A 26263-nucleotide genomic window follows, 5' to 3' on the forward strand; every position below is an offset into this window, starting at 1 on the left:
AAAGCACTCCTAGTTTTGCCGTGCCCCAGTGCGGGCATCGAACACCACCCGGCTCACTTGACCGCCGCCACCGAGCACGGTCGCGATATAGACCAGCCGGCCGCCTTCGTTGCACAGGTCCAGCCGAATCAGTTCGCCCTGAACCTGGCTCTGCACCGACGAGGGACGAACCGCCTGGCCCGACTGCACCGCCTGACGCTGCTGATCGCCGGACAGGCACTGCGCCTCGGCCGCCCCGAAGGCAGCGAGCAGAAAGAACACGGCAAGAGCGAGACGGCGGCGATGGGTCATAGCGATCCGTCTTCTACCGGCAGTCGGCTGAACCGGCCATGAACAGGAAGCGCCGATCAATCCGATCAGGCGGGTGAAGGAAAGCGGGCCAAGCCGGCCCTCCCCATACTGAGTGTCCCCTTCAACCTTTCAATGATTTTTTGGGGGCTGGCCCGGTACAGATCCGTCCGTCTCGTTGCAAACCGCTCCCCAGGCCGCGTTGTGCCCACGGATCTGTCGGATGGTCGGCGCCGTGTCCTCGATCGAATAGGTGATCGGCGAAAACGCCGTGCAGGCGGCGCTTTCAGTCGCGACGATAGGGGTCGGCGTCTGGCAGCCGGCCAGCATCGTGATCGCGCTCAACGCGCCGGCGCGCGTCGAGAGCCTTTTGCGTGGTCGCATCTGCATCCTCCTGGATACGAAAAAGGAGCGTGGCTTCGGCAACCGCAATCCGGGCTTCGCACGCGGTGCGGGCGGCCTCTCCCCCCGCCCAATAGCTCCCGGCGACAACGGCCACGCTCGCCATGGCGAGCCAGACCGACCGAGGCATGCTGCCAAGAAACGCGGCGATCATGCCGCGCCTCCCAACCAGCCCGGCAGCGCGCCGGCGCGTTTCGCCACCCGCCAGGCCTGCAAACCCAGCAGCGCCACCACCGCCAGCCCGAACGCGATCGAAAGCAGCGAACCGGATTGAAAAATCGCCTGGCCATGGCGAGCGGCCTGAAGCGCCCGATCGACCCCATCGCCGGCGATCGTCAATCCGGCGACGGCCCCTCCCCCACCGACGACGACTGCCTGTTTCGTGGCCGCGGCCTGCTCCATCTCCTCCGCGACGGGAGGCGCGGCCGCAACCGCCTCCTTATCCGCCGTCGCCATGGCCGCCCCGGCGGCCTCCCCACGCCGCCTCGCCGCATCCATGGCGTCGATGGCCGTCATGGTGCGCGGGCCGAGGATGCCATCGACCGCGAGGTCGTTCTGGCGTTGCACGACCCGGACCACGAATACCGTGCGATCGTCCATCACGCCGGAGAGCGGCACGGTGTAGCCGAGCCGGTCGAGAGCGGTCTGATAGCGTTCGACCGCATCGCCCCGATCGCCCGGCTGGAAGAGCGCTTGGCCCGCGGATCCCATCTTCGGCTTCCGCGATGGCTCGGCCGGTCGGCTCACCGGATAGCTTTCCCAAGGAAGCTGCCAGTGCGGATAGTCCTTGAAGGTTCGCCAGTCGCCGCCCCATTCCACCGGCACCTCAAGCTCCCGTGCGGCCGTCTTGACCGCCGTCTCCAGCCGGCGCCAGGCATCCGCCCCCGACGGCGCCGCCGGATTCGCCCAATAGTCGGCGCCGTCGACGGCCCCGTCCCCGTTCACATCGAAGGCAAGCACCAGGTCGACGGCGTGGCCGACCCCGTTCGCACCCGGGATATGGCGCGAATTCATGGTCTTGGAGACACCGCGACGGACATTCTCGCGCTGTCTTTCGATCGAGCGCACGCCCTCGAACACGCGAAAGGGAACCGGGGTCAGTTCGGCCGCCCGTTCGACCACGCCGACGAGATCCGGGTGCACGCCGTTGAGCGCCGCGCGGTCGCGCGATGTGAGGGTGAAGGACATGAATGGCTCCTGGAGAGTAGGCGAAATCGGCTGCTGGCACGTCAAAACAACGGGCCCGCCTCAATATTTGATGCAAGCCAGCAGCGCGACGTTGCGGCCACGGGTTTCGCCGCCGAAGCGCCCGTTTACGGGCCCTGCCGAATGGACGACCGTCTCGTCGTCTATACCGGGCCCGACATAGGAGAACTGCGCCGTCGCGCTCCCGGGCGTGCCTGTGATGTTTGTTCGGTGGGTGTGGTATTGAAACTGGTCCTGCTGCCAGGACCCGAACGCACGTCCCGGGTCGACACCGCGTCCATCGTCGACGCCGCGAACGAACTCGCCGCGCAGATCCGGCAGGTTGAAGGTCGTCGAGCCGTCGCCGGCCCCGAACCCCGTTCCGATAACGTCGAACAGGTTGGCATAGGCCGTCCGCGAAATTGCCGCCCCGTTGGCCCTCAGAAAGCCGCTGGGCGGGCTTGCGGCCGCGTGCCAGATCACCGTTCCCACCGGCAGTCCGTCCGCGCCGGCGGGAAAGCGCGCCCGCCCGCTGGCGCGATCGATGACCAGCGCCTCGTGCCAGCTTTCGCCGTCGGGACTGACCTTGACGTGGAAATCGTCGTCTCCGGCCAGCCCGAACTCCGCCCGCCCGGAATAGCCGGTTTGAAACACCACGCTCGCCGTCTGCGCGGCCCCGTCCTTGTTCAACGACAGGCGAAGATCGCCGCTCCCCGGAGTCGCGTCGTCATGGGAAAACAAGACCGCATCGGACTTCACCGACAGCCGGCTGACGATGTCGGCGGTCGTGTTAACGCCGAACAGGGCGGCCGTCGCCGCGCTGACGAAGGTCACATGCGTCCAGGCCGCCCCATCCCAGTAGACCAGCACCGCCTCGTCCGCGATCCAGGCCGTCCAGCCGGTCTGGGGCACAAAGAACACCCATGCGCCGTCGATCCAGGCAGCGACGCTGCCCGTCCTCCCCGACCACAGACCGCTCGCCCCGGCGGCGACGATATAGCGATCGCCGCTCGCCGGGCTTGACGGCGGGCTGGCGAGATCGCGATCGATCACCGAGAGCTGGACCAGAGCGTCCAGATGGGCGAACGCCTCGTTGACGGGCACATGCTTCTGGGCCTGGGAAGGCCAGACCGTCGGCAGTTTCAGGTGCGGGGTGGTGTCAGACATCAAGCTCGACCTCGCGAACGATTCCGGGACCGAACCCGCCGGCAAGCTGCGCCACGCGGATTCGAAGAGAAGACGGCGGCGCGCCGAAGTCGGTGACCTGCTCGGCGAGGCCGTAGGTGTAGGCGGGTGTCTGGGTTTCCAGCGTGCGCACGACCGTCGCTCCGGCCAGGATCTCCAGCCGGTAGGCCTCGCCGGTCTCGCCCAGCGGCACGTCCTCGCTGACCCAGTCGTCGCCGCCGATCCGGGTGCGCCTGATCCAGGAGAGCTCGATTTCGCCGCCCGTCCGGCGGATGGCGCGGACATGGACCGGGCTGAGCGGTGCGATGCCGCGCCCGGTGCCGGTAAACGCCATCTCGGTAACGGCAGGACCGGCCAGCCCACCTGCGGACGGTCCGATCCGATAGCTGCGCTCCAGCCGCAACGTGCTGCGGTCGAGTGGCAGCGTCGCAAGCGCGGTGTTGAGGAGAACCACCATCGTTCCGGCCGCGTGACCGGCTGCCATCGCATCCTCGGTGCCGAGCTGGCCGCGCAGAAGCCGGGTCAGGAGATAGCGGCCCTCCGCCACCAGCTCGGCGGACGCGAACTGGACGATTTCCCACGCTCCGCTCGACGCGCGGATCGCGAGTGCATTGGCGCCGGACAGCACTTCCAGATCGGTCCGGCTGGCCAGGCTGCCGCCGGCGAGATCCACGAGGATGGAATTGGCGCCGTCCCACCGGCCGATCGGTCCGGACGACAGGGGCGCGGCCAGCGTGCCGATGACGGCGGGAGCGGTGATGGCGGCAATGGCATCGAAGCTGTTTCCCGAACCGGAGCGCCAGATCGTCGTCGTTCCCGGCCACGGCGAGGCGAACACTGCCACTCGTGGGCGATGATCGTCGCCGTCGACCACCCGCGGCAGATCGAGCAGCACGGCAAGCGGTGGCCCAAACCCGACCGGAGCGGCCGGCGCCCGTCCGATGCCGATCCCGGCGGAGGCCCGATAGACGTCCGCCTCGTGGCTGCGCCCCTCGACCCGGCGGAAGGTCGCATCCTCGATCTCCGCAAGGCTTGCAACCATGGGCCCCGCGCGGGTGACGACCTCCACGATGTCGCCCGGCTCCAGGGCGATCCGGCTCGGCGGCAACGCAAACGAGATCCGCGTGCGCTCCGCCCAGCGAGCATGGAGCCGGCGCTCGGCCGCTTGTACCGCCAGCCCGTCCCAGAGCGCCGCGGGAAGCGCAATGTCCGCCACCTGTCGGCTCTCGCCCACCAGCCGGCGCGACGCGGCGCTGGAGGCGAGAAAGTCCTTCAGCGTGTCGCGATAGCCGATCCGCAGCTCGATCGGCAGCTCGCTCGCCTGCTCGCGCACCAGCGCGGCCAGCGTCCCGTCACGATCGTCGACCAGATCCAGTTCGTCGATCGTCGCAAGCGAACGCCCGGCCCGGTCGGCGAACCGCACATGGGTGCCGGCATCGAGCCCGACGAAGCCGAATGCCTCACCGAGCGGCGACAGGACGGAGCGCAGATCCGACGGCGCCGCCACCACCAGCCCGTCGATCGCCTCGTCGAGGCCAACGATCTCGGGATCCGTAAGCGCCCAATCGGCGTAGAGCGCCCGCACCAGCCCGGACAGGCTCGTACCGCCCAGCCGACCGGTCAGCCAGTGGCCGCGCTGCCAGTTCGGCCCGTCCGACCAAACGTCCTCGCGCAACGGAAACGCCGGAAACGGCCGCGCGTCCCAGGTCCAGGCGTGGACGCCGCCGGGCACGACCATCCGGTCGCCATAGACCGACGAGACCGGGTTCGCATCGGCGGTGGCACCGAAAATCAGATCAAAATGACCGAGGATCGCTTCCAGATAGCGGCGCTGAACGGCGTCATCGCGCCCGCCATTGGAGAAGTAGGGAAAGAAGGATTCCGACGATTTCGGATCGTAGAACACGTTCGGCTGGTTCGCCCCGCGATCGATCGCGGGACAGCCGACCTCGGTGAACCAGACCGGCTTCATCTCCGGCTGCCAGAGGGTTGCAGCCCCCACCTCCACCCCACCCGGCCGGTCGTAGTGCCGGTTCGTCCACCAGCTCTTCAGATCCTTGTAGCGAAACACCCAGGGTTTGCCGGCGGTGCCATCGGTGATCGGCGTGCGGATCTGCTGCTCGCGGTCCGATTGGCTGGCATAGAACCAGTCGTAGCCCTCACCGCCGGCCACGTTCCCGGCGAGATAGGCGAGATCCCTCGGCCCGTAGCCGATCTCGGCATCCAGCGGAGTGCCGTCGCGCCAATCCGACAGCGGCCAGTAAACGTCGATCCCGACGAAATCGATCGACGGCCGCGCCCACAGCGGATCGAGATGGAAATGGACGTCGCCGGTCCCGTCCGCCGGCTGATGACCGAAAAACTCCGACCAGTCGGCGGCATAGGAGATTTTGGTCTCGGCCCGAAGCACAGTGTGGACATCGTCGGCAAGCGCGCACAGCCCATCCACGAACGGATAGTGGCTGCTATCGGAACGGATGGTGGTGAGCCCGCGCAGCTCCGAGCCGATCAGGAAAGCATCGACTCCGCCGGCCGCCTCGCACAGATGCGCATAGTGGAGGATCATCCGCCTGAGCGACCATTCCGCCGGCCCGGAATAGGCGACCCTGCCGCCCGATACCGAAAAATCCGCCGGCTCGGCGGTCCCGAGCAGGCCTGCGACCTGACCGGATGCAGCACCGGTCTTGTCCGGAGAACCCGGCTCACCCGGTGCCGGATAGACGGTGATCCTCCCGCGCCAGGGATAGGGCGCCTGCTCGACTCCACCATAAGGGTCCGGCAGACCGTTGCCGGGCGGCACATCCATCAGCACGAACGGGTAGAACACCACCTTCAGCCCGCGCGCCTTCAAATGGGCGATCGCGGCCCGCACCGTTTCGTCGGACGGCGTACCGCCATAAGCCGGCCGACCGTCGATCCGGCTGGTGAGTCGCGCGGCGCTGCGCGGAAGCCCCGCGACCTGCCAGTCGCCGCCGGTCGTCGGGCGCGGCTCGGCCTCCACCTTCGGTTCGATCCGGCAGTGCCCGGCGCGTAGGTCGTCGCCGAACCAGGCGACCACCAGGGCGACCCGCTCCAGGTTCGGGCAGAGCGCGACCAACTCGTCGATCGAGGCTTCCAGGTTGGAGGCCGCGATCGGGAGATGCCGGTTGTCGGTGGCGCTTCGGCCGGGCCCAAGACTGCGCCGCACCTCCTCGGGCGCATAGCCGAACTCGCTCGCACCGGGGATCAGCGTCACCGCCCGTATCATCGTCTCCAGCCGGTCCACCGGCCGGATCACCTCGAAGGAAAGCTGGGGCAGGCGGTTGCCGAAATCGCCGATTGGCAGGCGCTCGAACACGACATAGCAAAGCCCGCGATAGGCCGGTGCCGTGCCCTGCTTGGCCTCGATCAGCGGATCCGCCATCTGGTCTTCGTCGCCGAGATAGATCCGATGCGTCACTTCCGAGCGGTCGAGCAGCTTGCCGTCGGCCCAGATCCGGCCGATCCGCGCCACCGGTCCCTCGCAGAGCCCAACGGCGAAGTTGGCGTAGTAGGCATAGGACTGCGTGCTCGGCTTGGAGGGGCCGCCCTTGCCGCCGGCCGGCTCTTCCGAGACCACCGCCTCTTCGTAGCGGGTCGCCCAGATCACGCTGCCGGACAGCCGCATCCGGCCATAGACGCGCGGGATCGGCGCCCCTTCCCGCGAAGCCTGGACGTCCAGATCCTCAAGCTTGCCGGTGGGCGTCGAGCCGCCGTTGCCGCCGAACAACGCGTCGTCGATCACGGCGCCCGCGATCGCGCCCGCCGCTCGGCCGACCACGGCCCCTAACGGGCCGAACAGGCCACCGACGGCCTGGCCGGCGGTGGATAGAACCAGCGTGCTCATCGATCGATCACTCCGGGTCGCGCGCGCCGGGAAAGGCGAACGCATAGGCGAGCCTGCGCCGCCACCAGGGCGACAGGCTGCTCTCCACCACCTGTCCGGCGGCGTCGTAGGCGTGCAGAAACCGCGCAGGCGCGATCAGGATGGCGACGTGCTTGGCCGGCAACGTCGGGCGCCAGCGAAACAGGAGCACGTCGCCGGGCGCCTGCGCGCCGATCGCGACCGGCACCAGATGGCGAAAGCCGGCCGCCGCCAGCGTTTCCGCCCGTCCCGCCTCCGCCCAGTCCGGCGAATAGGGCGGCGGCGCTTCCGGCTCCGGCCCGATCGTCTCGCGCCAGACGCCGCGCAACAGCCCGAGGCAGTCGCAACCAACGCCTTTCAGCGAGGCCTGATGGCGATAGGGCGTGCCGCGCCAGGCGAGCGCCGTCGACACGATGTCCGCACGCATGACCATCACGCGAGCGTGCCGCCGTCGTTTCCGCCATCGGCGGAGACGGAGGCGAGCGCGACGTCGTTGCCGGGCATGTGCGGGAAGCCGCGAAAGTTCCCCGCGTTGGCGAACTTGGCCGTGCAGGTCGCAAAGCGCTTGTCGCAGCCGGCCGTCAACACCACCCGGTCGCCGAGCGCGATCTCGCCGGCCATGGGCTGCCACAGTGCGATCCGCCAGGTCGCGTTCGAATGCGCCTTGATCTCCGACGCCCGCCCGGCATTCGCTCCGCTCTCGAATGCCACGTGGCCGCGCGTGAACCAGCCGTCGGCGTAGCCCGACAGACCCGAGACCGAGAGGCTTGCGCGAGAAAACACACCCGTCACCTCCGCCTCCAGTCGGAAGGCCGACGCGGACAAGTCGATGGCGCAACGTCTGTCGCCCAAATCGGCGTCGCAGCGCGGCTGGAACAGTCGCCCCCGCACGATGTCGAGGTCGGCGGTCGGCCCCCGGATTTCGGCCCGGAACGCCCCGTCGGTTCGCGTCACCTCGCCAACTGTGCCGACCCGCAGCTTCAGCCTCTGATCGATATCCGCCCAATTGACCAGCCAGAGCTCCACTACCGCGCCATCATAGGCGCCGGCCGCCAGATCCTCCGCCGCCAGCCGGTCGTCGGCGAGCGCCCCGTCGATCTCGAAGCCGCCGACGGCAAGCCCGCTCGACGCCACATCCGCACTGGTCGCCGCCCCGCCGGAGGCGGAATGGATCACCCCGTCGAACGCGATGTCGCGGTCGTGGTCGGTGAAGCCGAGCACGGTGCCGTCGCGCCGGGTCAGTCGCCAGCAGCGGCAGAGCGTCGTCGCCCCGCTCTCAAGGTGCGCGGCCAATTCGCTGGGGAGCGTCTTCACAGCCGGATCTCCACGATCGGAACGGAGGGCAGCGACCCTGCCGAGAAGGCGGTCAGCGAAATTTCCAGCCGGTCGGTATCGAAGCGCACCGGCACGTCGAACTCGAAACCCGCGGTGACGGTCGCTCCGCCGGCCGGGACGTGTCCGGGTTGAAAGGTCACCACGCCGGTCGCCGCATCGACGGTGAAACCGGCGCCCACAGCGACCTCGCTTCCGGCCACGGCGACGCGGACACTCTCGGCGACCGGCTTGTCGATCCGTCGCACCCAAGGCGCGTGGACCCCGCCATAGGTCTTGGTGAGCTGGAAGGTGGCACGCGTCCCGTCGCCGGTGCCGATCGTCTGGTCGAACGGCACCGGCGACGTGCCCGGCGTGCTGGAGCGGTGATCGACCGGATCGCGATAGCGAAAGCCATAGAGCCGACCGCGTCGCTCCTCGAAAAAGGCGGCGATGGCATAGAGATCCTCGATCGAGCGCACCCCGGAGCCGGCGTCGTAGCGGCGCCTTGAATCCGCCCAGCGGCTGTTGCGCTCCTCGTGACCGGAGCCGAGGATCACGATCTCGGTCTTGCGTTCCGGCCCGCCGGCGGCACCAAATGCCACGGCGAGAGGAAACAGCACCTCGTGAAAGGCGTGCGGCATGATCGCGTTTTCCGTCTGAAAAGAGCCTGTCAGCTTCCGCGCCGGCCCCGGCCGACAGCGCGCGCGAGCATCGCCGTGACCTGCGCTTCGGAGCGCCGAAAGCTGTCGGCGTCCTGGGTGGTGATATTGAACGTGACCTGCACCGCCCCTCCCCCGCCGGCCGCGACCCCGAGCCGCCCGTCCGGCCCGCGCGACAACGGCAGGATCGCCTCCGGCCCCGCCTCGCCGGCAAGCCCGGTGCGGCCGTCCACAAGCGGAAACCGGGTGGGCGTACCGATCACTCCACCCTCGGCGAACGGCATCAGGTTGCCGGCAGCGTGCGCGGCACTTGCCGCACCGGCCGACAGCACCTCACCACCTACCCCACCAAGCTGCCCGACCAACTGCTGGCCGAGGCCGGAAAGTGCCGATTTCAGCACCGAAGAGGACAGGCTGCGCGCCGCCTGGGCAAGCACCGTGTCGAGCCGCTTGCCCTCGACGACGGCGTCCTTGAGGCCGCGAACGACGGTGGCGGAAAACCGTTCCGCCGAGCGTTCCAGCGCCGCGCTCGCCTCAAGCGCGGCGTTGCCGTCGAACCCGGTCTCGTCATCGAACTCGTTCGCCATCGCTTGCCCTCTATTGGTCGGTCTGCTCCGCGGCACCGATCAGCGCCCGCAAGCGGCCGACGTCCGCCGCCGGCGCGGTGCGTTCCGGCGCAAGCACCGCCCTCAATTCGCGCAACGTGAGGCGCCAGAACGCCTCCGGCGCCAGACCGCGCCGGCCGATCGCCACCGCCATCGCTGCGCGCCAGGGAAAGGCCGCGACGGGATCCCCCGCCGCGGCCCTCAAGGGTTTTCGGGCTGGGCGTCCGGATCGCCGAAGGTCGCTGTCAGGAGATCGGAGACGATCGCGGCATAGCCGGCGGCCCCGCCGGCCGTGGTCATCATCGCGACGTCGTCGTCGCTGACGGCATGGCCGGCTCCGCGCAGGCCCGCGCCGATCACCTTGACCGCATCGTCCGCCTTCAGCCGGCCGCTCGCAAAGCGTTCGGCAAGGCCGACCAGATCGCCGGACTGGAAGGCGTCCTCCAGCTCGGCGAGTGCCCCCAGCGTCAGACAAAGGGTGAAGCGCCGCCCGTCCAGGACGGCATCGATTTCGCCTCGGTGCCGGTTCGCCATGGTCACGCCGCGGCGAAGGTGAGTTCGCCGGCCGATTCCAGCGAGATCTCGTAGGTCACTTCGCCGTCGTGATTGCCGGCATAGTCGAGGCCCGAAAGCTGGAACGGTCCGGAAACGGTGCCGAAATCGGGCACGATCACTTGCCAGCTTCGGATCGCCCCGGCGAAGAAGATCGTCCGCACCGCCGCATCCGAGGTCGCATCCTTGAAGATGCCGGAGCCGGACAGGCTCGCCCGACGCACGCCCGCACCCGCCAGAAGCTCTCGCCAGCGGCCGGCGGACTCCGTGTCGGTGACATCGACGGTATCGGCGTTGAACGACAATCGCCGGGCGCGAAGCCCGGCGACGGTGACGTAGGAGCCCGATCCGGTCTGATCGAGCTTAAGCACCAGATCGGTGCCGCGCTGTGCGCCCATCGGCGCCTCCTCTGTCTCCAAGAAACCAGAAACACCGAGGCGCACGGGCGATCTCAGCCCGGCCGATCTACTTGCCGTAGTTGTAGATCGCGCAGGGGCTGGACTCAGGCGTCGGCGCGCTGTCGGTGGTGAAAACCACCATGCTCATCCCGTCATCCGTGTCGGGAGCGAGCACGATGTAGGTAGCCGGATGGTCCGGCAGTCCGCAAAACTGGTTGCCGTTCAAGAGCACCGGATCCGACGGCGGAACCAGCTTGAAGATTTCGCCCTCGACCGGATCTCCGGTGCCGCTCCAGGCGCCCTTCTTGCTGCCGACCGCTTCGATCTTCAGGCTCTTGCCGTTGGCGAACGTCACGGCGTTCGCTGAGACGTCGATGTCGCCGGTGATGGAGGTCGCGGTGTTGCTGAGCGCGCCCCATTTCCCGCTCGTCGCCGCCATCGCCGGCTGAGCCAGGCCGCACACCATCGCCGCAACCAAAAGTGCCTTCTTGTCCATCGCATCGCTCCTTTGAGACCGGAAATCGGTCGGTCGGGGGAACGATAGCGGCGACGGCCGACAGCGTCACGACGTTGGTGCGGGGTCCTCGCGCAAGCGGGAATGAGCGGAGACCATGGCACCGCCTACTGCACCGGCTCCGTCACCGCGCGCAGTCGCAGAACCGCGAGCACCGACTTGCGGTCCGAGGCAAACCGCGTGGCCCGGTCGACCAGAGACAGCGACACCAGCCGGTGTCCGTCGAGTGCGAGCGCCGCACCGATCAAAAGCGTTTCGATCCGCTCAGCGAGTTCGGCCGCCTGCTTGCGGCCATGCGAGGTGGAGCGGACTTCCAGAGCCACCCGATGTTCGCTCATCGGCGGCAAGTCCCCGTCGAGCCGGCGATCGCTTGCATCACCGAACGCGACGAACGGATGCGCGGCCGCGCGCGGCGGCCGGTCGTAGATGCGCGCGCCACCGAGACGGTCGATCAGCACCGCATCGCCGGCAAGCCTCGCGTAGATCGCAGCCCGTAGCGCCTGTCCGGCATCCATCACCGTCCCTCCTCTTCCGCCTCGATCAAGAGAAACCGATCGCGGACTCCAACCGGCCGGGTCGCGAGGATCATCAGCGTGCGGCCATCGACCTTGAGCCGCTGGCCGCCGGTAACGCCGGTCCGCGCCCGGATCGTCACACGGTGCGTGGCCACGCCGTCGAGACGGCCGCTGCGGTCGCGCTCGGCCGCCGACAGCGCATCCACCCGCCCCCAGACGTCGGCAAGCTTGGTCCAGACGACCGTCTCTCCACCGGCGCCGTCGGAGGTCGCCGTCGGCGTTTCGATCGTCAGACGGCGGTCCAGCGCCCCGATCGCGGGTGCGCCGGTCATGCTACCCTCGCCAGCCGATAGGGGCGGACAAGGCTGGAAACGCCGAGCGAGACCGGATCGGGCGGACCGACCAACGCGGCCTCTCGGTGCTGGTGCCAATGGGCCACCAGCATCAGCACCGCCTGGCGCAGCGGCGCGGGCACGTCGCCAGCCACCGTGCCGTAGCCGGCGGTGATGTCGATCTCCACCTGGTCCGCCCGCCACCGGCCCGCACCGCCGGGCAACAGCCGCAGCCGCGACGACACCAGATCCATCACATAGTCCTCGGCCCCAAGCACCGAGGCGGTGCCGTCGCTGGCCCGCACCGTCACCGCATCGATGGAAAGCACCGGTTGCGGCTCGAGCCGGACGATGCCGGAATGCGGAACGGTCTCGCGCACGATCCGCCAGCCCTGAGCCAACAGCGCCCGGCCGGTCGTGGCCTCCACATGCCGGCGCGCCGCCGCGATCAGATCGGCGATCAGGGTATCCTCGGCGTCAGTGTCGACACGCAGATGCTGTTTAGCCTCCGCCAATGTGACAGGTTCCAGCGTCGGCGGCTCGGTCAAAATGCTTGTCATGACCCCTCCAAAAAAATGGCCCGGCTCCGAGGACAGAGCCGGGCCAGGCGCAGGGAGCGCATTTGCAGGCGGGAAATCAGCTCTCGCCGAACTTCAGGAGCTTGATGGCGTCGAAGTCCTGGACGCCCCCGCCGACGCGCTTGGTCGTGTAGAACAGAACGTAAGGCTTGGAGGAGTACGGGTCGCGCAGGACCCGCACGCCCAGCCGGTCGACGATCAGATAGCCGCGCCGGAAGTCGCCGAACGCGATCGCCATCTGGTCGGCGGCCATGTCCGGCATGTCTTCCGCTTCCACCACGGGGAAGTTCATCAGCGAGGCGGTGCCGCCGGGAACGGCCGGCGGCTGCCAGAGATAGGCGTCGTCGTCGTCCTTCATCTTGCGCACCGCCGCCTGGGTGCGCCGGTTCATGACGAAGCTCGCATTCTGGCGATAGCCGGCCTTCAGCGCGTAGACGAGGTCGATCAGCTTGTCGCCGGGATCTTCCGCCGGGAACGCCGCGTCGACGCCGGTCGCGATATAGCCGAGCTTGCCCCAGACCCAGGCGGGCTCCGCCGCGGTGTCGTAGTGCAAAAAGCCCGTCGGCTCCGTCTCGCCCTCGCCGGTGATGAAGGCCGCGCCTTCCTGCAGCGCGAACGCCTGGTCGATCTCCTCCGCCAGCCACTGGCCGATATCGATCGCGGCATCGTCGAGCAGCGTCGCGGTCGCCGCCGGCATGGCGTAGAGTTCCATGGTCGGAAACGAGAGCTCCTTCAGGGTCGGCGCATCGGTCGTTGTCCGGGCGTCGGTCTCCCCGACCCAGCCGACCGCCGGACCGGAGATCGCGAACGGCTTCTTGAAGCCGGTGCCGGAGATCTGGCGCACGCTGGCGATCCCGCGGATCGGCGAGATCGCGGCCAGCCGGCGGCCTATTTCGCGGTCGACCTCTTCGGGCACGAGATAGCCGGCATCGTCGGAGGCCGCCGTCAGCGCCTTGGTCTCCAGCGCCTTCAGGTCGTGATCGCGGCCGCCACGCACATAGGCCTCGAACGCCGCCTTGTGTTCCAGCGCAGCGCCGGAGCGGATCACCCCGCCTTCGCCGCCCAACACCGGCCGGCGGGCCTTGAGCACGAGCTCGTCCACCCGCGCCTTGTGGGCGTCCAGCGCCCGGTCGACGCGGTCGAGCTTCTCCAGCGTGACGACATCGCCGGCCGAGCGGCGCTCCAACTCGTCGAGCCGGCGGTCGTTGGTCTCCTTGAAGACCTCGAATGCGCCCATGAAGTCGGCGAAGGCGGCGCCAAGCTCGCCGTCGCCGGCCGCCTTGGTCTCAGGCGCCCGGATATCGGTTGCGGTCATGAAATCTCCCTCATTTCGGAAAGACGGCGGGCGGCCTGCCGGAAACCGGCGGCAAGCCGCGCCCGGTCGGTTGCGACGGAGACCGCCGCGGCTTTCGCGGCCCGAGCACGCGCTTCGGGCAGCATCGGAAAGGTCACGATCGAGATCTCCCAGAGGTCGACCTCCAGGAGCAGGCGATGGCCCGTCTTGGGCTCGGTGCGCGAGCGCACCGTCTTGAACCCGATCGACAGCCCGTCGAGCACGCCCTCGCGCATGAGCGCCCGAACCTCGCGGGCCTTCGTGGTCTCGCTGGTGAGCCGGCCGCGAACGAACAAACCTCGTCGATCTTCGGCGATCGTCAGCCAGCGCCCGATCGGCTCTGCCGGATCGTGCTGATAGAGCAGCTTGAGTCCGGCTGGCCCCTTTTTGGCGAGCGCTGCCGAAAATGCGCCGGGCGCCACAACGTCACCGGCAAGATCCGCCCTTCCGAACAGGGTCGCGTAGCCGGAGAAGGTGCCGTCGGCGGCGACCGTCGGCTGCGGCGCCGGTGAAAACTTCACTTCCAGAGAGTCCCGCGCCCCCGACCGCCCGCTCATCGCCCGACCTCAATGATCCGCGGACCATGGGTCGGCCGGAACTGGCTCCGCTCGGCCATCAGCCGCGCCATCTCGACGGCGAAGGCGGCAAACACGCGCCGGTGGTCGGCGGTGGAAGCCGCCGACTTTTTGGATTTGGAATGCATGGGGTGTCCTCGGTGTCACCATCTCCCGCTCGTTCCCGCGAAAGCGGGAACCCATGGGGAGACGGATGTGGATCTGGAGCTCGCGACAGACCTTGCAGCTGGCGAGGTCGAACGGACTAACGGGCACGTGCAGGCCGAAAAGCCCTATGGACTCCCGCTTTCGCGGGAGTGAGCGGAACCTTGAGGTTGTTACTCCCAGTCCCGGAATACCGCCGTCAGTCGGGCGATCTCGTTGACGAAGTCGTTGAAGCGTCGGTTCGACTGGGCGAGTTCCCTCAGCGCCCAGACCAGGAGCCCGCTCGCCGAACTGGCCCACAGAAACAGGGCCAGGTGCGCGAGATCCCCGCGCTCCATGACCGACTGGGTGACAGGGTCCACCTCAGCCCGCCTCGCCGCGCGGCGAATAGCCGACGGCCGCCCGCTTTTCGTCGTCGCTCAGGAACGAGGCCGCCTCCAGCCGGCGCCAGAGCGCGTCGCGTTCCACCGAAAGCGCCTCCACCCGGTCGGCGTCGAAGGTGAGCCGCAAGGGCTCCCCGAACGTCGGGCCGAGCCAGGCGCCCACGGCTGCAAGCGTGCGGCCGACCAGCGGCAGCACGGTCTGGCGCCAGAACGCCCGGTTCGCCTCCTGGTAGTTCGCATAGGTGTTGTCGCCCGGAATGCCGAGCAACATCGGCGGCACCCCGAAGGCGAGCGCGATCTCGCGCGCGGCCTGGTTCTTGGCCTCGATGAAATCCATGTCCTTCGGTGTCAGCGCCATCGCCCGCCAGTCGAGACCTCCTTCCAGAAGCAGCGGCCGGCCGGCGTTGCGGGCGCCCTGGTAGCCCTCCTCCAGCTCCCGCTTCAGCCGGTCGAACTGGTCGGCCGTCAGCGTGCCGTCGCCGCCGGAATAGACCAACGCGCCAGACGGCCGGGCGGCATTGTCGAGCAACGCCTTGTTCCAGGCGCCGGCGGCGTTATGGATGTCGAGGCTCACCTGCGCCGCCTCGATCGGGGCGAAGCCGTAATGGTCGTTCAACGGGTGAAACAGCTTCAGATGCAGGATCGGCGGCAGCTCCTCGCCGGTCTGGGAAAATCGCACCGAGCGCCCGCCGACGGTGTATTCGAATGCCTCCGGCCATCCGGTCGCACCGGGCAGCACCTTCATCCGGTCTGGCCTGAGTGCATGCAGCTCGCGCACCCGCCCCTCGACGCTGACGGCTTCCAGATAGGCGTTGCCCGCCACCAGAAGATGGCCGTAGATCGCCTCCATCAGGCTGGCGCCCGCCTCGCCGGCATTGGGCCGGGCAATGAGATCGAGCAGCGGATGGCGCTCCACCTCGTCGGCGCCGCGATAGGCGAGCACCGGTACCGAGGCGGCGGCCTCCGAAATCGTCCGGACCGAGCGATAGACGATCGGATTGCGGGCGTAGCCCTCCCGCGCCAGCGCACCGTAATCACGCGGCGTCCACATCGGCCGGCCAACCGCCGAGACCGCAATCACCGGCCCGGTCCGCGAAGCCTTCGCCTCGGGCGCGGCCGTCCCGCCCACCCGCCTGAAAAAGCGATCGATCAGCATGGTTGGTCCTTCTTTCCGCTCGCGCGAGCTCACTTCGTTCGCCGGCGCGCGGGTGCGGCTTGTTTCCTTGCCCCGGTCGCTCCGCTCTTCGCCTCTTGATCGGCCGGCGCACGGTCGACAGCTGGTTGGAGTTGTCCGGTTGGGCAGAGGTACGTCGCTCATCGGACATCCCGCTTCACTCCAAACCCGCACCGGCCTGGACGGACCGCACCAACCAGCCGACGACTGTCGGCCTCCCGGTCAGGGCGCTCGCCCGCAACCGGTGAGCGCAAGCGAACTCGGCGGGAGGGAAAAGAACCATCCCTCAAAACCGCCGGATCGCGGGGCGTCCGCCGGGCGAGAGCATCAACTCCGTCAACGCCCACACCAGCGCATCCAGCCGGTCCGGCGAGCGCCCGCCCGACGTCCCGTCCGGGCCGAACCCGCACAACTCGTCCTCCAGCTTAGGAAAGGCTCCGGCATGGCGCACCCGACCCTGGGCGTACAGCGTCGCCACCGGCTCCGCCCTGAGCCACTTGCCACGGCTGGCCCGCACGCTTCTGACCGGCACGGTCGAGTCGACCTGCCGGATCACGGCGGCCACCATGTCACCGCCCTGGTTGATCTCCGCGATCAGCGCATCGGCCTCCAGACGGCGATAGGTCGCGACCGCGCGCGCCGCCCAGACGTCGGGGGCCGCCGCCGACACCGTGTCGTCGGCCACCACATAGCCGAGCCCGTCCGCGCCGAGACCAGCCGCCACGATCCCGCACACCGAGGTGCGCCCACCTGAGGCCGGCGGGTCCACCGCGACCACGATCCGAGCGAGCGCCGGCGCTTGGTCCACCCGCGCTCGCTCCACAGCGTCCCGATTCCAGAGTGCGTCCTCGCGATCGGCTAGGATCTCGCCGTCCAGCTCCTGTCGGCCAAGCCGGGTGCCGCGATAGCGCCCGACCACGGCCTCCAGAAAGCCTGGGGCGAGATTTCCCGCATTGTCCCGGGTCGGCATGCGGGCGACCGCGGTCGCCGGCGCCTCCATCAACCGCGCGAGTAGCGGGATCGGTCGCGGCGTGGTGGTGACGGCCTGGCGCGGCCGGTCGCCGAGCCGGAGCGCGAATTGCAGCATGTCCCAGGCCGCCTCCGCCTGGCGCCACTTGGCGAGCTCGTCGGCCCAAGCGGCGGCAAATTGCGGCCCGCGCAGGCTTTCCGGATCCTCCGCCGAATAAAGCTCCGCGACCGCGCCGTTCTTCCATTCCAGCCGGCGGCGAGAAGGTTGCCAGGTCGGGCGTTCGTCCTTGTCGTGGACGGCCAGAAGGCCCGACACCCCCTCCACCATCACCGCGCGGGCATCGATGAGGGTCTCGCCAACCAACGCGATCCGGCCGACCGGCGCGGGCGCGAACCCGCTTTTGCCAAGCGCCAGCCCCTTCACCCATTCCGCGCCGGCGCGCGTCTTGCCGGCGCCGCGTCCGCCCAGGATCAGCCAGACGGTCCAGTCGCCTAAGGGCGGCAGCTGCTCCTCGCGCGCCTGGAACATCCATTCGCGGGCAAGCCACGCCACCGTCTCGCGCGGCAGGTCCGCCAGGAAGGCGGCCCGCTCATCCGCCGCCAGCCGATCGAGCGAGGCGATCAAGCCGGCGCGCAAGGTCCTGTCGGATGTCGTCGAGATCGGACCTCTCCTCCGCGGCGGACGCCGCGTCGTTGCCGGCCTTGCGGTCGAGCGCGATCAAGGTATCGAGGGTGCGCGCCAGGGCGGCGAGCAGCTTGGTGTCGCGTTCCGCTTCCGCCCCGCCGTCGGGGTCGAACCGTGCCTCCAGCGCCGCGATGCGCGCCTCGAAGATCCGGTAGAGCCGAGCGATCATCTCCACCCGATCGGGCGGCTTTTTGCGGCGGCGCGACGCACCGGCTCCGGGAAGCTCAACCGCCTCCGCCGCGTCGTCGGCTTCCTCGGTTCCAGTCGCCCTCTCGCGCACGGGCCGATGCGTGCGGTCCCAGCCCTGGGTACGGGCTCGATAACGGATCGCGCTTTCGGACACGGCGTAGCGCCGGGCGATCTTGCGCTGGCTCGTCAGCCCGGCTTCGAAGGCGATGCGGATCTGAGCCCAGTCGGGCTCGCTGCCACAGCTTGGCTCGTCCATCGGCGTGTTCCGGTGTTCAGAAACAAAAAGGGCGCGGCGGAACCCGCCACGCCCGAAACGAAAACGGCGCGCCGAAGCGCGCCATGTGTTGAATGATCCCGCAATCTGTCGTCGCCCGCCGACGACAACCGTATCGCCCGTCGGACACCCCCGGCACCACTCTCGAAAACTCCGGAGTGACTGGCCACACCCTCGAACTGCCGTCCGGCCTCAGCCGCACCTGTCCGACGATGCCTGCACCCTAGCGAACCAGCGTCACGCTGTCAAGGATTATTTTCCTAATTATATACGTGATAAAGCAGCCGGAACGTGAGTATGATTCGCTGGCGTGACAGGCCGGGCGTTTACGGATTTTTCCGTCAAGGACTGGAAATACCCCGAAAGGGGTGCTTACATCTTGTTAGTGGAGGTGCCGGGAATCGAACCCGGCGGGAGGGGTCAGCAATCCGCACCCTGGGCGACCAGCCCGCACCCCCACTAGCCAAGGCGTTACGACAGGAGCCGATGGTCACTCCTGAAGGCACCCGTAACGGGTTGCGCCAGCCCTCGGGCCTGCGGTGAGACGGGGTGTGCGATTGCCCGGCAAAGCGAATCGCGCACCCCTCCATCGCGAGAGCGATGAGAGAGTCGCGCGAGTCGGCGCCCGCAGCAAGCCTAAGTGGCTGCAATCCACCTATTACTCGGACTATCCACTGTGGAAGATCGGGAACAAAAGCGGAATCGACCCAATGGGTGGTGACAAATCGGAAAAAGGTGGATCGGAGGCCGCGGATGATTCGCGTCGTGATGACGCGTTGCGGCGTATGCTGAAAACGCCACCGCGAGAAAAATTTAGAGGGGACAGATGAAGGCCGTAAACGACAATCGGGTGGCGGCGCTGACAGTGCGCCCCGCCACCCTGGAAAGTGCTCTAGATCCGGCTAACCCAGAAGCCCGCGTCGTTGTGTGCGATGCTGGGTATTGCAGACGGGCTGCCACCAATGGATCAGATCCCGTTCTTCCGCCAATCGCGCTTGCTCATTGGCGTTGATGTGCGCAGCAACATGCGTAGCTCCTGCTCGCGCAGCTGTTGTGGCCATCTCGTGGTTGGGTATGCGGTCTGAAAGGTTGCTAGCAACCCCGATATAGACAGGAACCCATCCGTACTGTTCCGGCTTTATGAACATGTAATTGCCGGCGACCGGTTTGATGCTGGCGCTAGTTGGGTTGCTGAGGATGAAATAGCGGTAGTTTCCGGCGATACCGGCAATATCGAAATAATCTGCCATCAGAGGGTCCTCCTATGGATGGCGGGTTTAGGCCCACGACACCTCGGCACAAGGTGTCGTGGGCCGTATTATATACGACCCTACTGCTTGTGTGTCGAATCCATTGTTCCCTAAATGTTCCAACAGTCCCCGCTATCCTTTGCGGCAAGCAGGTCGCCCCTACTGCGCGAGACTTCATGCGGCCAGGCTTCCTAACCCACCACCTCAAGAACACAATTAACCGTTGGGGCTCTCCGGCCATCATTGGCCCACGCCACGACCCGCGCAGCCACGGCGGTCTGGGCCGACAGCTTGCCGCGCCGGCAAAACCAGGATGCGACCTCCGCCCAATCCCAGAGCGGAGCGTCGGACGACACCCGGGCCACCGGCGCAGGAAATCCTGCCCCGCGTTCGCCCCGGGCGTAGAGGCTGACGGCCTGGCGGGTCAGGCCCGATCGCTCGGCGATGTCGGAGATCGACACCAGCGGGTCCGGCTCGATCCGTTCGACCCGTGCCCCGGCGCGCTCCACATCGCGCACCGCCGAGACGACAGCCTGGATCAGGTTCTTGGCCTCGCGGTCGAAGTCGAGAAGAATTCGGCTGCGCACAAGCGAGATGGTTGCGTCATCGCATCCCGCTGCGAAAAAGCGGTCTTCGAAGTCCTCCGCCTCGGGGTTCAGGCCGGACGCCACGATCGTGAAGGAAAAGCTTTTCATCGCGGCTCTCCGCCCTTCGAGAATCGCCCGTGCGAACCGAAACAATTGTGCGAAAAAATAAGTCTAGTGATCGCAGCGCTTGGCGGCCCGGCGAAACGCTGCCGCATGCGCCGTCGGATTGCGCGGCGTCGAATAGACCGAAATCCGGCAACCTGTCCGATCATGGAAGGGATAGACCATGCGACCCCAGCAGTGGGCGCTGCCGCCAGGCTTCCGGAAGGCCCATCCCAAGGCCTCGAGGTTGGCAACGGCCGCTTCGATCTCCTTATTCGGATGCCGGGGCCGCCTCACGCGGCCGACCCGAACATGATATCAATGTTGACACTTGTCAACACTCTGCCTTACCCCCCGATTGCTGCACCTCATCCTAGATTGATCCGCAGCAACCGGGAGGTGCAAGTCGGACAGCCTTAAGCCGCCCGCGGCTCAATCCCCTCCAGTTCCGTTTCGATCTCCCGCCGCCGTTGCATCAGGTCGTGATCGGCCTGCAGGCCGAGGAAGAAGCCCTCCGAGACGCCGAAATAGCGGGCAAGCCGCAGGTCGGTGTCGGCTGTGATCGCACGCTTGCCGAGCACGATCTCGTTGATGCGCCGAGGAGGGACATGAACGGCGCGGGCGAGCGCGTTCTGGCTGAGGCCCATCGGGATAAGGAACTCTTCCGACAGGATTTCGCCCGGATGGGGATTCGGCAGCAATTCAGCCGTGATAGTCGACGATTTCGACATTGCTCGGTCCTCCGTCCGTCCAGTTAAAGCAGATCCGCCACTGCCCGTTGATCCGGATGCTGTGCTGTCCCTGGCGCCCCCCTTTGAGGGCCTCGAGCCGGTTTCCAGGCGGTACCCGGAGGTCCTGCAGGACACGCGCCTGATTCATCATGCGGAGCTTGCGGAGCGCGACAGCCTGAATGTCGGGCGGCAGCCTGCGGCTGAGCCGACCGGACCAAATCACTTCGGCTTCGGGGTCGGCAAAACTCCGGATCATGCCCCTTATATAACGCGAGGCGTTATATAACGCAATACGTCATACACGCACCGGCGACATCGCTCACTCCTCCCCCGGCCAATCAACTAGAAAGCGCTCGTAGTCTTCCAGTGCCAGCCCTTCTTCGGAAATTGTCCGGCCACGGGCGGAAATGCCGGCCTGATGGACGGTCTCCGGGTCGCCCGAGACAAGCGGATGCCACCAGTAGAGCGGCTTTCCCTCCGAAATCAGCCGGTAGCCGCAGGTCGGCGGAAGCCAGGTCAGTTCCTCGATCGCCTTCGGGGTCAGCGGAATGCAATCGGGTACGATGGTGGCGCGGTTGGGATAGTCGCGACAGCGGCAGCTTTTGTCGTCGAGGAGACGGCAGGCGACGTTGGTCCAGTAAATCTCGCCGGTGTCCCAATCCTCCAGCTTGTTGAGGCAGCATCGGGCGCACCCGTCGCACAGCTGCTCCCACTCCTCGCCGGTCATCTGGTCGAGGCGCTTTTCCTCCCAAAACGGGCGCGGCCGCTCGCCCGCGTCCGGCGGCGCGGCGCCATCGGCAAGTGCGGCAAGGTCCAGAGGATCACGCGGGTCGCGCATGGCGGTCGGGTCTCTTTCAAACGGGTGCGGAACACGGTCAACGCAGCGATGCCATCGATGTGTGGCGGTATGGCGTTCGATCAAGCCTCGCGCAAGCGAGGCACGCCAGAGATCGCAGGGGCGATCAGCCACAAGTTGCCGATCGCCGAACGCGCCCGTCGCGCTCACGGTCCCAGGAAGGAAAACCCCCAATCATGTCTTTTTCGGAAGAGATCCCCGCCCGCCGCCTTCGCACGCCCAACCTGCTCGTTCCCGCGGCGATCGCCGCCGACGAGGAAAGCTGGGGCTTTGCTACCGAGGAAGAAGATCCGTTCTACATGGTGTTCCAGACCGCGCGCAGCTATCCGCAGTCGGGCCTCAGCTCCGATGGCGACGACGCCTAGGTCATGAACTCATAAATCCGGACGGTCCGGGCGGAGGCGATTTGGTCGAATGCCAGGAGCAAGAGCGCAGGAAACCCGGCCGGTTTTCAAGATTTTGCGACGCAGCAGTCGGGCAAATCGACCCGCTCCTTCGGACGCCGAAACGGCTCAAAAAGCCGGCGTCAATCCAGAAACACGCGGCCCTCGCGATCCTCGATCTCCACCACCCAGAGATCGGGGTCGAAGTCGCGTTCGCGCACGATGCGGGCGTCGGCATCGGCCTCGGGCTGGCGTTCGAGAACCCGCTCGAAGCTGCGCCCGCCCCAGCCGGCGTCTCCCTCTGCCGTAAGCGCCTGGGGCGCGGGGGCATAGAGGTCGACGGTACCGTCGAGCCGATTGATCTTCAGGAAGATCGCGCCCGCCTCTTCCGCGCCCTTGCTCAGCACCGCGCCGAAAGCGCCCTCCGCCTGGCAGCGGCGCAGATAGGCGGAGACCCAAATCGACGAGGTGAGGCGCATGCCGCGGACCGCCCGTCAGCCTTCCGGCCCGGCCGGCGCAACGCCGAGCCGGCTCAAGATGGTCCCGGAGACCTTGCCGGTGACCGACAGGCCGTGATCGAGCTCGTAGCGGCGGATCGCACCGGCCGTCTCCGACCCGTAGAGCCCGTCGACGGTGATCGGACCGTAGCCGGCGTCCACCAGCGCCTTCTGCAACTGCTCAACCGTCGCCCGCGACGGCTCGGCCGCCTGCGGCTTAGGCGGCGTGGTCTCGGCCGGGGTCGACAGGCTCGCAAGCAGCCCCACCGAGGGCGCGCCCGTCGCCTCCAATCCCGCCTTGGTTTCATAGGCTGCGATCGCGGTGCGGGTGGCGGGGCCCATCATGCCGTCGACCGTGCCGGAATAGAGCCCGCGTTCGGCAAGCGCGGTTTGGATTGCCGCCACCAGATTGTCCGGCGGCGCCTCCGCCGGAGCCGGTTGCGCCGGTGCTGCCGGCGTGGTCGTGGAGGCAACCTGGGTCGATCCCATCCCGTCGGCGGACGTTTGCAGCTCAGGGGCGGAGGCGAACAAGGGCGCGGGATGCGGTCCCGGCTGCAGAAACAGCGCATTCGTCACGATAAAGCCGAACACCAGCACGCACCCGCCGATCGCCACCAGCGTGCGGCGGCGCAAAGCCAGCCTTGGCGCGCCGCGCTCGCGGCCGTCGTCGTGCTCGCCGGCCTTGGTCTCGGGCTGGCTGCGGGTCCGGTCTCGCCTGGTCGCGCTCACGGGGCTCGTCGTCTTTCCGTCGTTGTCGCGTGCATGGTTCGGTTCAGGGGTGGCCGGGGAGCCACACTTTGGGAAAGCGCATCCCCTCCCGGCGATCGCAAGAGGCCGGCATCTGAGTGAAGCTCCGCCCCACCAGCCCGGCCGACGCCCCCGATCGCGGCGAAATGGTGACGGCAGCGCCTTAAGGAACGCTGAACCCGAAGGCTCGAATTCAACCACCCCCGCAGATCTCTAGGGGCTGTTATGAACTTCCAATAGGGCTGCGACACACCCAAGAAAAATGTCGGCGATGTTTGACCGTCGACGTCCCCCTCAAACCTCATGGATTCGATCGATCGAATTTGACCGATCCGGACAACCGAACCTTCAGCGGCCGCATGGCAGGCTCATCCCCAAGCCTGCCCGCGCCTGCGGGCTGCCGCTTCGATTGGACCACGATCGGACAAGACCCATGATCCGTTTTTTCATCCGTTCCGTCTTCTGGCTCGCCGTCGTCCTGCTCGTGCTGCCGTTCGTGATTTCACGACCGGAGAGCCGCTCCAACGTCGTTGATACCGAGCCCCAGGCCGGCTCTCGCGAGGCGGTTGCCGCCCTTTCCGGCGCCGTCAGCGATGCCTCTAGCTTCTGCGAGCGCCAGCCCGACGCCTGCGATGCCGGCAAGTCGGTGGTCTCCGCCATCGGCTCGCAATTGCGCGACGGGGCCGCCACCCTGGCCTATCTGCTCAACGAAGCCTTGAACGATGCGGAGGACGACACCTCCGTCCAGCAGGCTCAGCCGCAATATGATCCGTCCTCCTCCGGCACGCTGACGCCGGAAGACCGCGATCCGGAATGGCAGGGCGATGGCGACAAGCTCCCGCCGGTTTGACCGATGTCCATTGCAGGGGCGCCGGATCGGCGCCCTGTTCGATTCGGCCCCTGTTGACCGGTCTTCATTTCGAGCAGTCCGCGGGCGAAAGCCCGTTGCCCACCTCTCTCACGACTTGCGAAGCCAGCGCGCGACCGCGCGCCGGCCGGTAGGCCGCGCCCGCGCAGCCGGGCGCGAAGCGCACTGGCGTGAGCGAAAAGAAACTGCGGAAAACCGGTCCCCACTTTTCCTGATCCCGCCCAAGATCAACCCCTTCGGACCGCCTCCGAAGGGACAAGTTGATCGACCCAAATTTTAAGCGGGATCCGGGCGGAAAACCGGTCCCCACTTTTCCTGATCCCGCCCAAGATCAACCCCTTCGGACCGCCTCCGAAGGGACAAGTTGATCGACCCAAATTTTAAGCGGGATCCGGGCGGAAAACCGGTCCCCACTTTTCCTGATCCCGCCCAAGATCAACCCCTTCGGACCGCGTCCGAAGGGACAAGTTGATCGACCCAAATTTTAAGCGGGATCCGGGCGGAAAACCGGTCCCCACTTTTCCTGATCCCGCTTAACCCGGCGTATGGATCGGCAGGCCGAGCAGCGCGCGCCGGCGCAGCCAGAGCGAGGACCGATAACGATCGTCGCCGGTGATCGCATGCAGCCGCTCCATCACCTGATGGGTGGTGGCGACGCCCAGATCCTCGGCCATCTCCAACGGCCCCATCGGATAGTTGAGGCCCAGCTTGAGAGCGAGGTCGATGTCGGCCGGCGCGGCAAGGCCGGCTTCGGCAATCGCGGCACCCAGATTGGCGATCGCGGCGCGCACCCGAAGCGCCACGAAGCCCGGCGAATCCTTGATCGCCGTTACCGACCGGCCCGCATCGACGATCGCCTCGGCCACCCCGTCCAGCGCGGCATGGTCGGCGCCGGGCGCCGTCATCAGCGTGACGCGCTTGGCTGTGTTCACCGACAGATCGACCGCCACCAGACGGCGGGCGTCCAGGCCGAGACGTACGGCATAGGTGGTGGCGTCCTCGCCAATCGGATAGCCGAGGATCGGGCTGATGCCGTCGTCGGCGCCGATGACCGACAGGCCGACCTCGCGGCAGAAAGCAGCGAGCGCTTCCGACGGCTCGGCCAAAAACACCGTAGCGGCCGGCATTCCTGTGGGCTGATAGTCGGCATCGCTCGGCGTTGTGAGCTTGCCTTTCTCGTCGTAGTCGAAGTGACCGGCGCGCGTTTTGCGCCCAAGCCGGCCGGCCTCGTAGAGCAGCTTGTGATGCGGCGTCGTGGCCAGCCGGCGATCGTTCAGGAAGCCCTCGTAGACGATCATGGAGACCGGATAGTTCACGTCCATGCCGGTGAGGTCCATCAGCGCGAACGGACCCATGCGGAAGCCGCAGCAATCCACCAGGATGGCGTCGATCTGGGACGGCGTCGCCACCCCTTCGTCCAACAGCCGGAGCGCCTCGGTGTAGTAGGCGCGGCCGCCGAGATTGACCAGGAAGCCCGGCGAATCCTTCACCTTGACCGGGGTGCGCCCCATCCGCTCGCCGAGGGCTGCCAGCTTTTCGGCGACCGCCGGCTCCGTCGCCGGTCCTTCGATGATCTCCACCAGGCGCATCAAGGGAACCGGATTGAAGAAGTGCATGCCGGCCACGCGGCCCGGCCGCGCGCAAGTCCGAGCGATCGAAGCGATCGGAAGCGAGGAGGTGTTGGTGGCCAGAATCGCATCCTCGGCGACGATGCCTTCCAGTTCGCCGAAGATCTTGCGCTTGACGTCCAGGTTCTCCACCACCGCCTCGACGACAGTGTCGCAGCCGGAAAAGTCGGAAAGGCTGGAGGCGACCGAAAGCCGACCCTTCTGGGTCTCGGCGGCCGCCTGGTCGAGCTGCCCCTTCTCCACCAGCCGGTCGATGCGCTTGAAGACCTCGCCGCGCCCGGCTTCCGCTGCGCCTTCCTTAGCATCGAAGATCACCGCGCGCATGCCGCCGGCAAGGGCAACCTGGGCGATCCCCTGCCCCATCACGCCGGCCCCGACCACGCCAACGGTGAATTCGGGATCCTTCACGTCGCGCATTGCTCGTCCTCCAATCCACATCAAATCGTCTCGCTTGGCCGCCTTCCTATCCGATTTTCAC

General features: G+C 67.5%; 33 protein-coding genes. 2 read left to right on the forward strand and 31 right to left on the reverse strand.

Annotation, left to right across the window (positions count from 1 at the left end; genetic code table 11):
* Positions 1–9 precede the first annotated feature (9 nt).
* The 28 genes from HNS03_RS05635 to HNS03_RS05770 form a co-directional block, all read right to left on the reverse strand.
* A complete protein-coding gene (locus HNS03_RS05635; RefSeq protein ID WP_367193718.1) occupies positions 10–291 on the reverse strand; it encodes a PepSY domain-containing protein in 282 nt (93 codons plus the stop codon).
* Between the two features lie 283 nt (positions 292–574).
* The gene (locus tag HNS03_RS05640) at positions 575–844 is read right to left on the reverse strand and encodes a hypothetical protein (protein WP_367193719.1); all 270 of its coding nucleotides are present in this window, start codon (positions 842–844) and stop codon (positions 575–577) included.
* Entirely contained in the window at positions 841–1878 is a 1038-nt protein-coding gene (locus tag HNS03_RS05645; protein WP_367193720.1) for a peptidoglycan-binding protein, read from the reverse strand. Before HNS03_RS05645 ends, HNS03_RS05640 begins: the two co-directional genes overlap by 4 nt.
* 60 nt (positions 1879–1938) lie before the next feature.
* Positions 1939–3042 (reverse strand): DUF2793 domain-containing protein, encoded by a 1104-nt coding sequence (locus HNS03_RS05650; protein ID WP_367193721.1) that lies wholly within the window; start codon positions 3040–3042, stop codon positions 1939–1941.
* Positions 3035–6925 (reverse strand): glycoside hydrolase/phage tail family protein, encoded by a 3891-nt coding sequence (locus HNS03_RS05655; protein WP_367193722.1) that lies wholly within the window; start codon positions 6923–6925, stop codon positions 3035–3037. The genes HNS03_RS05650 and HNS03_RS05655 overlap by 8 nt, the downstream gene beginning before the upstream one ends.
* A 7-nt stretch (positions 6926–6932) precedes the next feature.
* A complete protein-coding gene (locus HNS03_RS05660; RefSeq protein ID WP_367193723.1) occupies positions 6933–7376 on the reverse strand; it encodes an NlpC/P60 family protein in 444 nt (147 codons plus the stop codon).
* A complete protein-coding gene (locus HNS03_RS05665) occupies positions 7376–8257 on the reverse strand; it encodes a DUF2163 domain-containing protein (RefSeq protein ID WP_367193724.1) in 882 nt (293 codons plus the stop codon). The genes HNS03_RS05660 and HNS03_RS05665 overlap by 1 nt, the downstream gene beginning before the upstream one ends.
* A complete protein-coding gene (locus tag HNS03_RS05670; RefSeq protein ID WP_367193725.1) occupies positions 8254–8898 on the reverse strand; it encodes a TIGR02217 family protein in 645 nt (214 codons plus the stop codon). The genes HNS03_RS05665 and HNS03_RS05670 overlap by 4 nt, the downstream gene beginning before the upstream one ends.
* 29 nt (positions 8899–8927) lie before the next feature.
* The gene (locus tag HNS03_RS05675; RefSeq protein WP_367193726.1) at positions 8928–9503 is read right to left on the reverse strand and encodes a phage tail tape measure protein; all 576 of its coding nucleotides are present in this window, start codon (positions 9501–9503) and stop codon (positions 8928–8930) included.
* Between the two features lie 10 nt (positions 9504–9513).
* Entirely contained in the window at positions 9514–9726 is a 213-nt protein-coding gene (locus HNS03_RS05680; protein WP_367193727.1) for a phage tail assembly chaperone, read from the reverse strand.
* A complete protein-coding gene (locus tag HNS03_RS05685) occupies positions 9723–10055 on the reverse strand; it encodes a gene transfer agent family protein (RefSeq protein WP_367193728.1) in 333 nt (110 codons plus the stop codon). Before HNS03_RS05685 ends, HNS03_RS05680 begins: the two co-directional genes overlap by 4 nt.
* Before the next feature lie 2 nt (positions 10056–10057).
* The gene (locus tag HNS03_RS05690; RefSeq protein WP_367193729.1) at positions 10058–10471 is read right to left on the reverse strand and encodes a phage major tail protein, TP901-1 family; all 414 of its coding nucleotides are present in this window, start codon (positions 10469–10471) and stop codon (positions 10058–10060) included.
* A 67-nt stretch (positions 10472–10538) separates the two neighbouring features.
* Positions 10539–10967: a hypothetical protein gene (locus HNS03_RS05695; protein WP_367193730.1), complete on the reverse strand. Its 429-nt coding sequence runs from the start codon at positions 10965–10967 to the stop codon at positions 10539–10541.
* Positions 10968–11092: 125 nt separating this feature from the next.
* On the reverse strand, positions 11093–11500 hold the full coding sequence (locus tag HNS03_RS05700; RefSeq protein ID WP_367193731.1) for a DUF3168 domain-containing protein: 408 nt from the start codon (positions 11498–11500) through the stop codon (positions 11093–11095).
* Positions 11500–11832 carry a phage head closure protein gene (locus HNS03_RS05705; protein WP_367193732.1) on the reverse strand — a complete coding sequence of 111 codons (333 nt, stop codon included), beginning with the start codon at positions 11830–11832 and terminating at the stop codon, positions 11500–11502. The genes HNS03_RS05700 and HNS03_RS05705 overlap by 1 nt, the downstream gene beginning before the upstream one ends.
* Positions 11829–12392 carry a head-tail connector protein gene (locus HNS03_RS05710; protein WP_367193733.1) on the reverse strand — a complete coding sequence of 188 codons (564 nt, stop codon included), beginning with the start codon at positions 12390–12392 and terminating at the stop codon, positions 11829–11831. The genes HNS03_RS05705 and HNS03_RS05710 overlap by 4 nt, the downstream gene beginning before the upstream one ends.
* 76 nt (positions 12393–12468) lie before the next feature.
* Positions 12469–13725: a phage major capsid protein gene (locus HNS03_RS05715; RefSeq protein ID WP_367193734.1), complete on the reverse strand. Its 1257-nt coding sequence runs from the start codon at positions 13723–13725 to the stop codon at positions 12469–12471.
* On the reverse strand, positions 13722–14264 hold the full coding sequence (locus tag HNS03_RS05720) for an HK97 family phage prohead protease (RefSeq protein ID WP_367193735.1): 543 nt from the start codon (positions 14262–14264) through the stop codon (positions 13722–13724). The genes HNS03_RS05715 and HNS03_RS05720 overlap by 4 nt, the downstream gene beginning before the upstream one ends.
* Before the next feature lie 32 nt (positions 14265–14296).
* Positions 14297–14446 (reverse strand): hypothetical protein, encoded by a 150-nt coding sequence (locus HNS03_RS05725; RefSeq protein WP_367193736.1) that lies wholly within the window; start codon positions 14444–14446, stop codon positions 14297–14299.
* Between the two features lie 189 nt (positions 14447–14635).
* Entirely contained in the window at positions 14636–14824 is a 189-nt protein-coding gene (locus HNS03_RS05730) for a hypothetical protein (protein WP_367193737.1), read from the reverse strand.
* A 1-nt stretch (position 14825) separates the two neighbouring features.
* Positions 14826–16001, reverse strand: a complete 1176-nt coding sequence (locus HNS03_RS05735) for a phage portal protein (RefSeq protein WP_367193738.1) — start codon at positions 15999–16001, stop codon at positions 14826–14828.
* Positions 16002–16305: 304 nt separating this feature from the next.
* Positions 16306–17517 (reverse strand): DNA-packaging protein, encoded by a 1212-nt coding sequence (locus tag HNS03_RS05740; protein WP_367193892.1) that lies wholly within the window; start codon positions 17515–17517, stop codon positions 16306–16308.
* A 61-nt stretch (positions 17518–17578) separates the two neighbouring features.
* Entirely contained in the window at positions 17579–18118 is a 540-nt protein-coding gene (locus HNS03_RS05745; protein WP_367193739.1) for a hypothetical protein, read from the reverse strand.
* Positions 18119–19038: 920 nt separating this feature from the next.
* A complete protein-coding gene (locus HNS03_RS05750) occupies positions 19039–19386 on the reverse strand; it encodes a hypothetical protein (protein ID WP_367193740.1) in 348 nt (115 codons plus the stop codon).
* Positions 19387–19577: 191 nt separating this feature from the next.
* Entirely contained in the window at positions 19578–20081 is a 504-nt protein-coding gene (locus HNS03_RS05755) for a helix-turn-helix transcriptional regulator (RefSeq protein ID WP_367193741.1), read from the reverse strand.
* A gap of 410 nt (positions 20082–20491) precedes the next feature.
* Positions 20492–20806: a HigA family addiction module antitoxin gene (locus HNS03_RS05760; RefSeq protein WP_367193742.1), complete on the reverse strand. Its 315-nt coding sequence runs from the start codon at positions 20804–20806 to the stop codon at positions 20492–20494.
* The gene (locus tag HNS03_RS05765; RefSeq protein WP_367193743.1) at positions 20778–21062 is read right to left on the reverse strand and encodes a type II toxin-antitoxin system RelE/ParE family toxin; all 285 of its coding nucleotides are present in this window, start codon (positions 21060–21062) and stop codon (positions 20778–20780) included. The genes HNS03_RS05760 and HNS03_RS05765 overlap by 29 nt, the downstream gene beginning before the upstream one ends.
* Before the next feature lie 63 nt (positions 21063–21125).
* Complete coding sequence (locus HNS03_RS05770; protein WP_367193744.1) at positions 21126–21644, reverse strand: YcgN family cysteine cluster protein; 519 nt, start codon at positions 21642–21644, stop codon at positions 21126–21128.
* A 194-nt stretch (positions 21645–21838) separates the two neighbouring features.
* Here HNS03_RS05770 and HNS03_RS05775 point away from each other — a divergent pair, with 194 nt between their 5' ends.
* A complete protein-coding gene (locus tag HNS03_RS05775; protein WP_367193745.1) occupies positions 21839–22027 on the forward strand; it encodes a hypothetical protein in 189 nt (62 codons plus the stop codon).
* 161 nt (positions 22028–22188) lie between these two features.
* On the opposite strand, the gene HNS03_RS05780 is transcribed toward HNS03_RS05775, so the two are convergent.
* Together HNS03_RS05780 and HNS03_RS05785 are read right to left on the reverse strand one after the other, a co-directional pair.
* Complete coding sequence (locus tag HNS03_RS05780) at positions 22189–22524, reverse strand: DUF1491 family protein (RefSeq protein ID WP_367193746.1); 336 nt, start codon at positions 22522–22524, stop codon at positions 22189–22191.
* A 15-nt stretch (positions 22525–22539) separates the two neighbouring features.
* Complete coding sequence (locus HNS03_RS05785) at positions 22540–23271, reverse strand: peptidoglycan-binding protein (protein WP_367193747.1); 732 nt, start codon at positions 23269–23271, stop codon at positions 22540–22542.
* A 451-nt stretch (positions 23272–23722) separates the two neighbouring features.
* On the opposite strand from HNS03_RS05785, the gene HNS03_RS05790 reads away from it, so the two are divergent.
* Positions 23723–24139, forward strand: a complete 417-nt coding sequence (locus tag HNS03_RS05790; protein ID WP_367193748.1) for a DUF5330 domain-containing protein — start codon at positions 23723–23725, stop codon at positions 24137–24139.
* Between the two features lie 551 nt (positions 24140–24690).
* Here the strand turns inward: HNS03_RS05790 and HNS03_RS05795 are convergent.
* Positions 24691–26202: a 3-hydroxyacyl-CoA dehydrogenase gene (locus tag HNS03_RS05795; protein WP_367193749.1), complete on the reverse strand. Its 1512-nt coding sequence runs from the start codon at positions 26200–26202 to the stop codon at positions 24691–24693.
* Between the last annotated feature and the right edge of the window lie 61 nt (positions 26203–26263).

This window comes from Amorphus sp. 3PC139-8, assembly GCF_040750475.1.
GTDB lineage: Bacteria > Pseudomonadota > Alphaproteobacteria > Rhizobiales > Amorphaceae > Amorphus.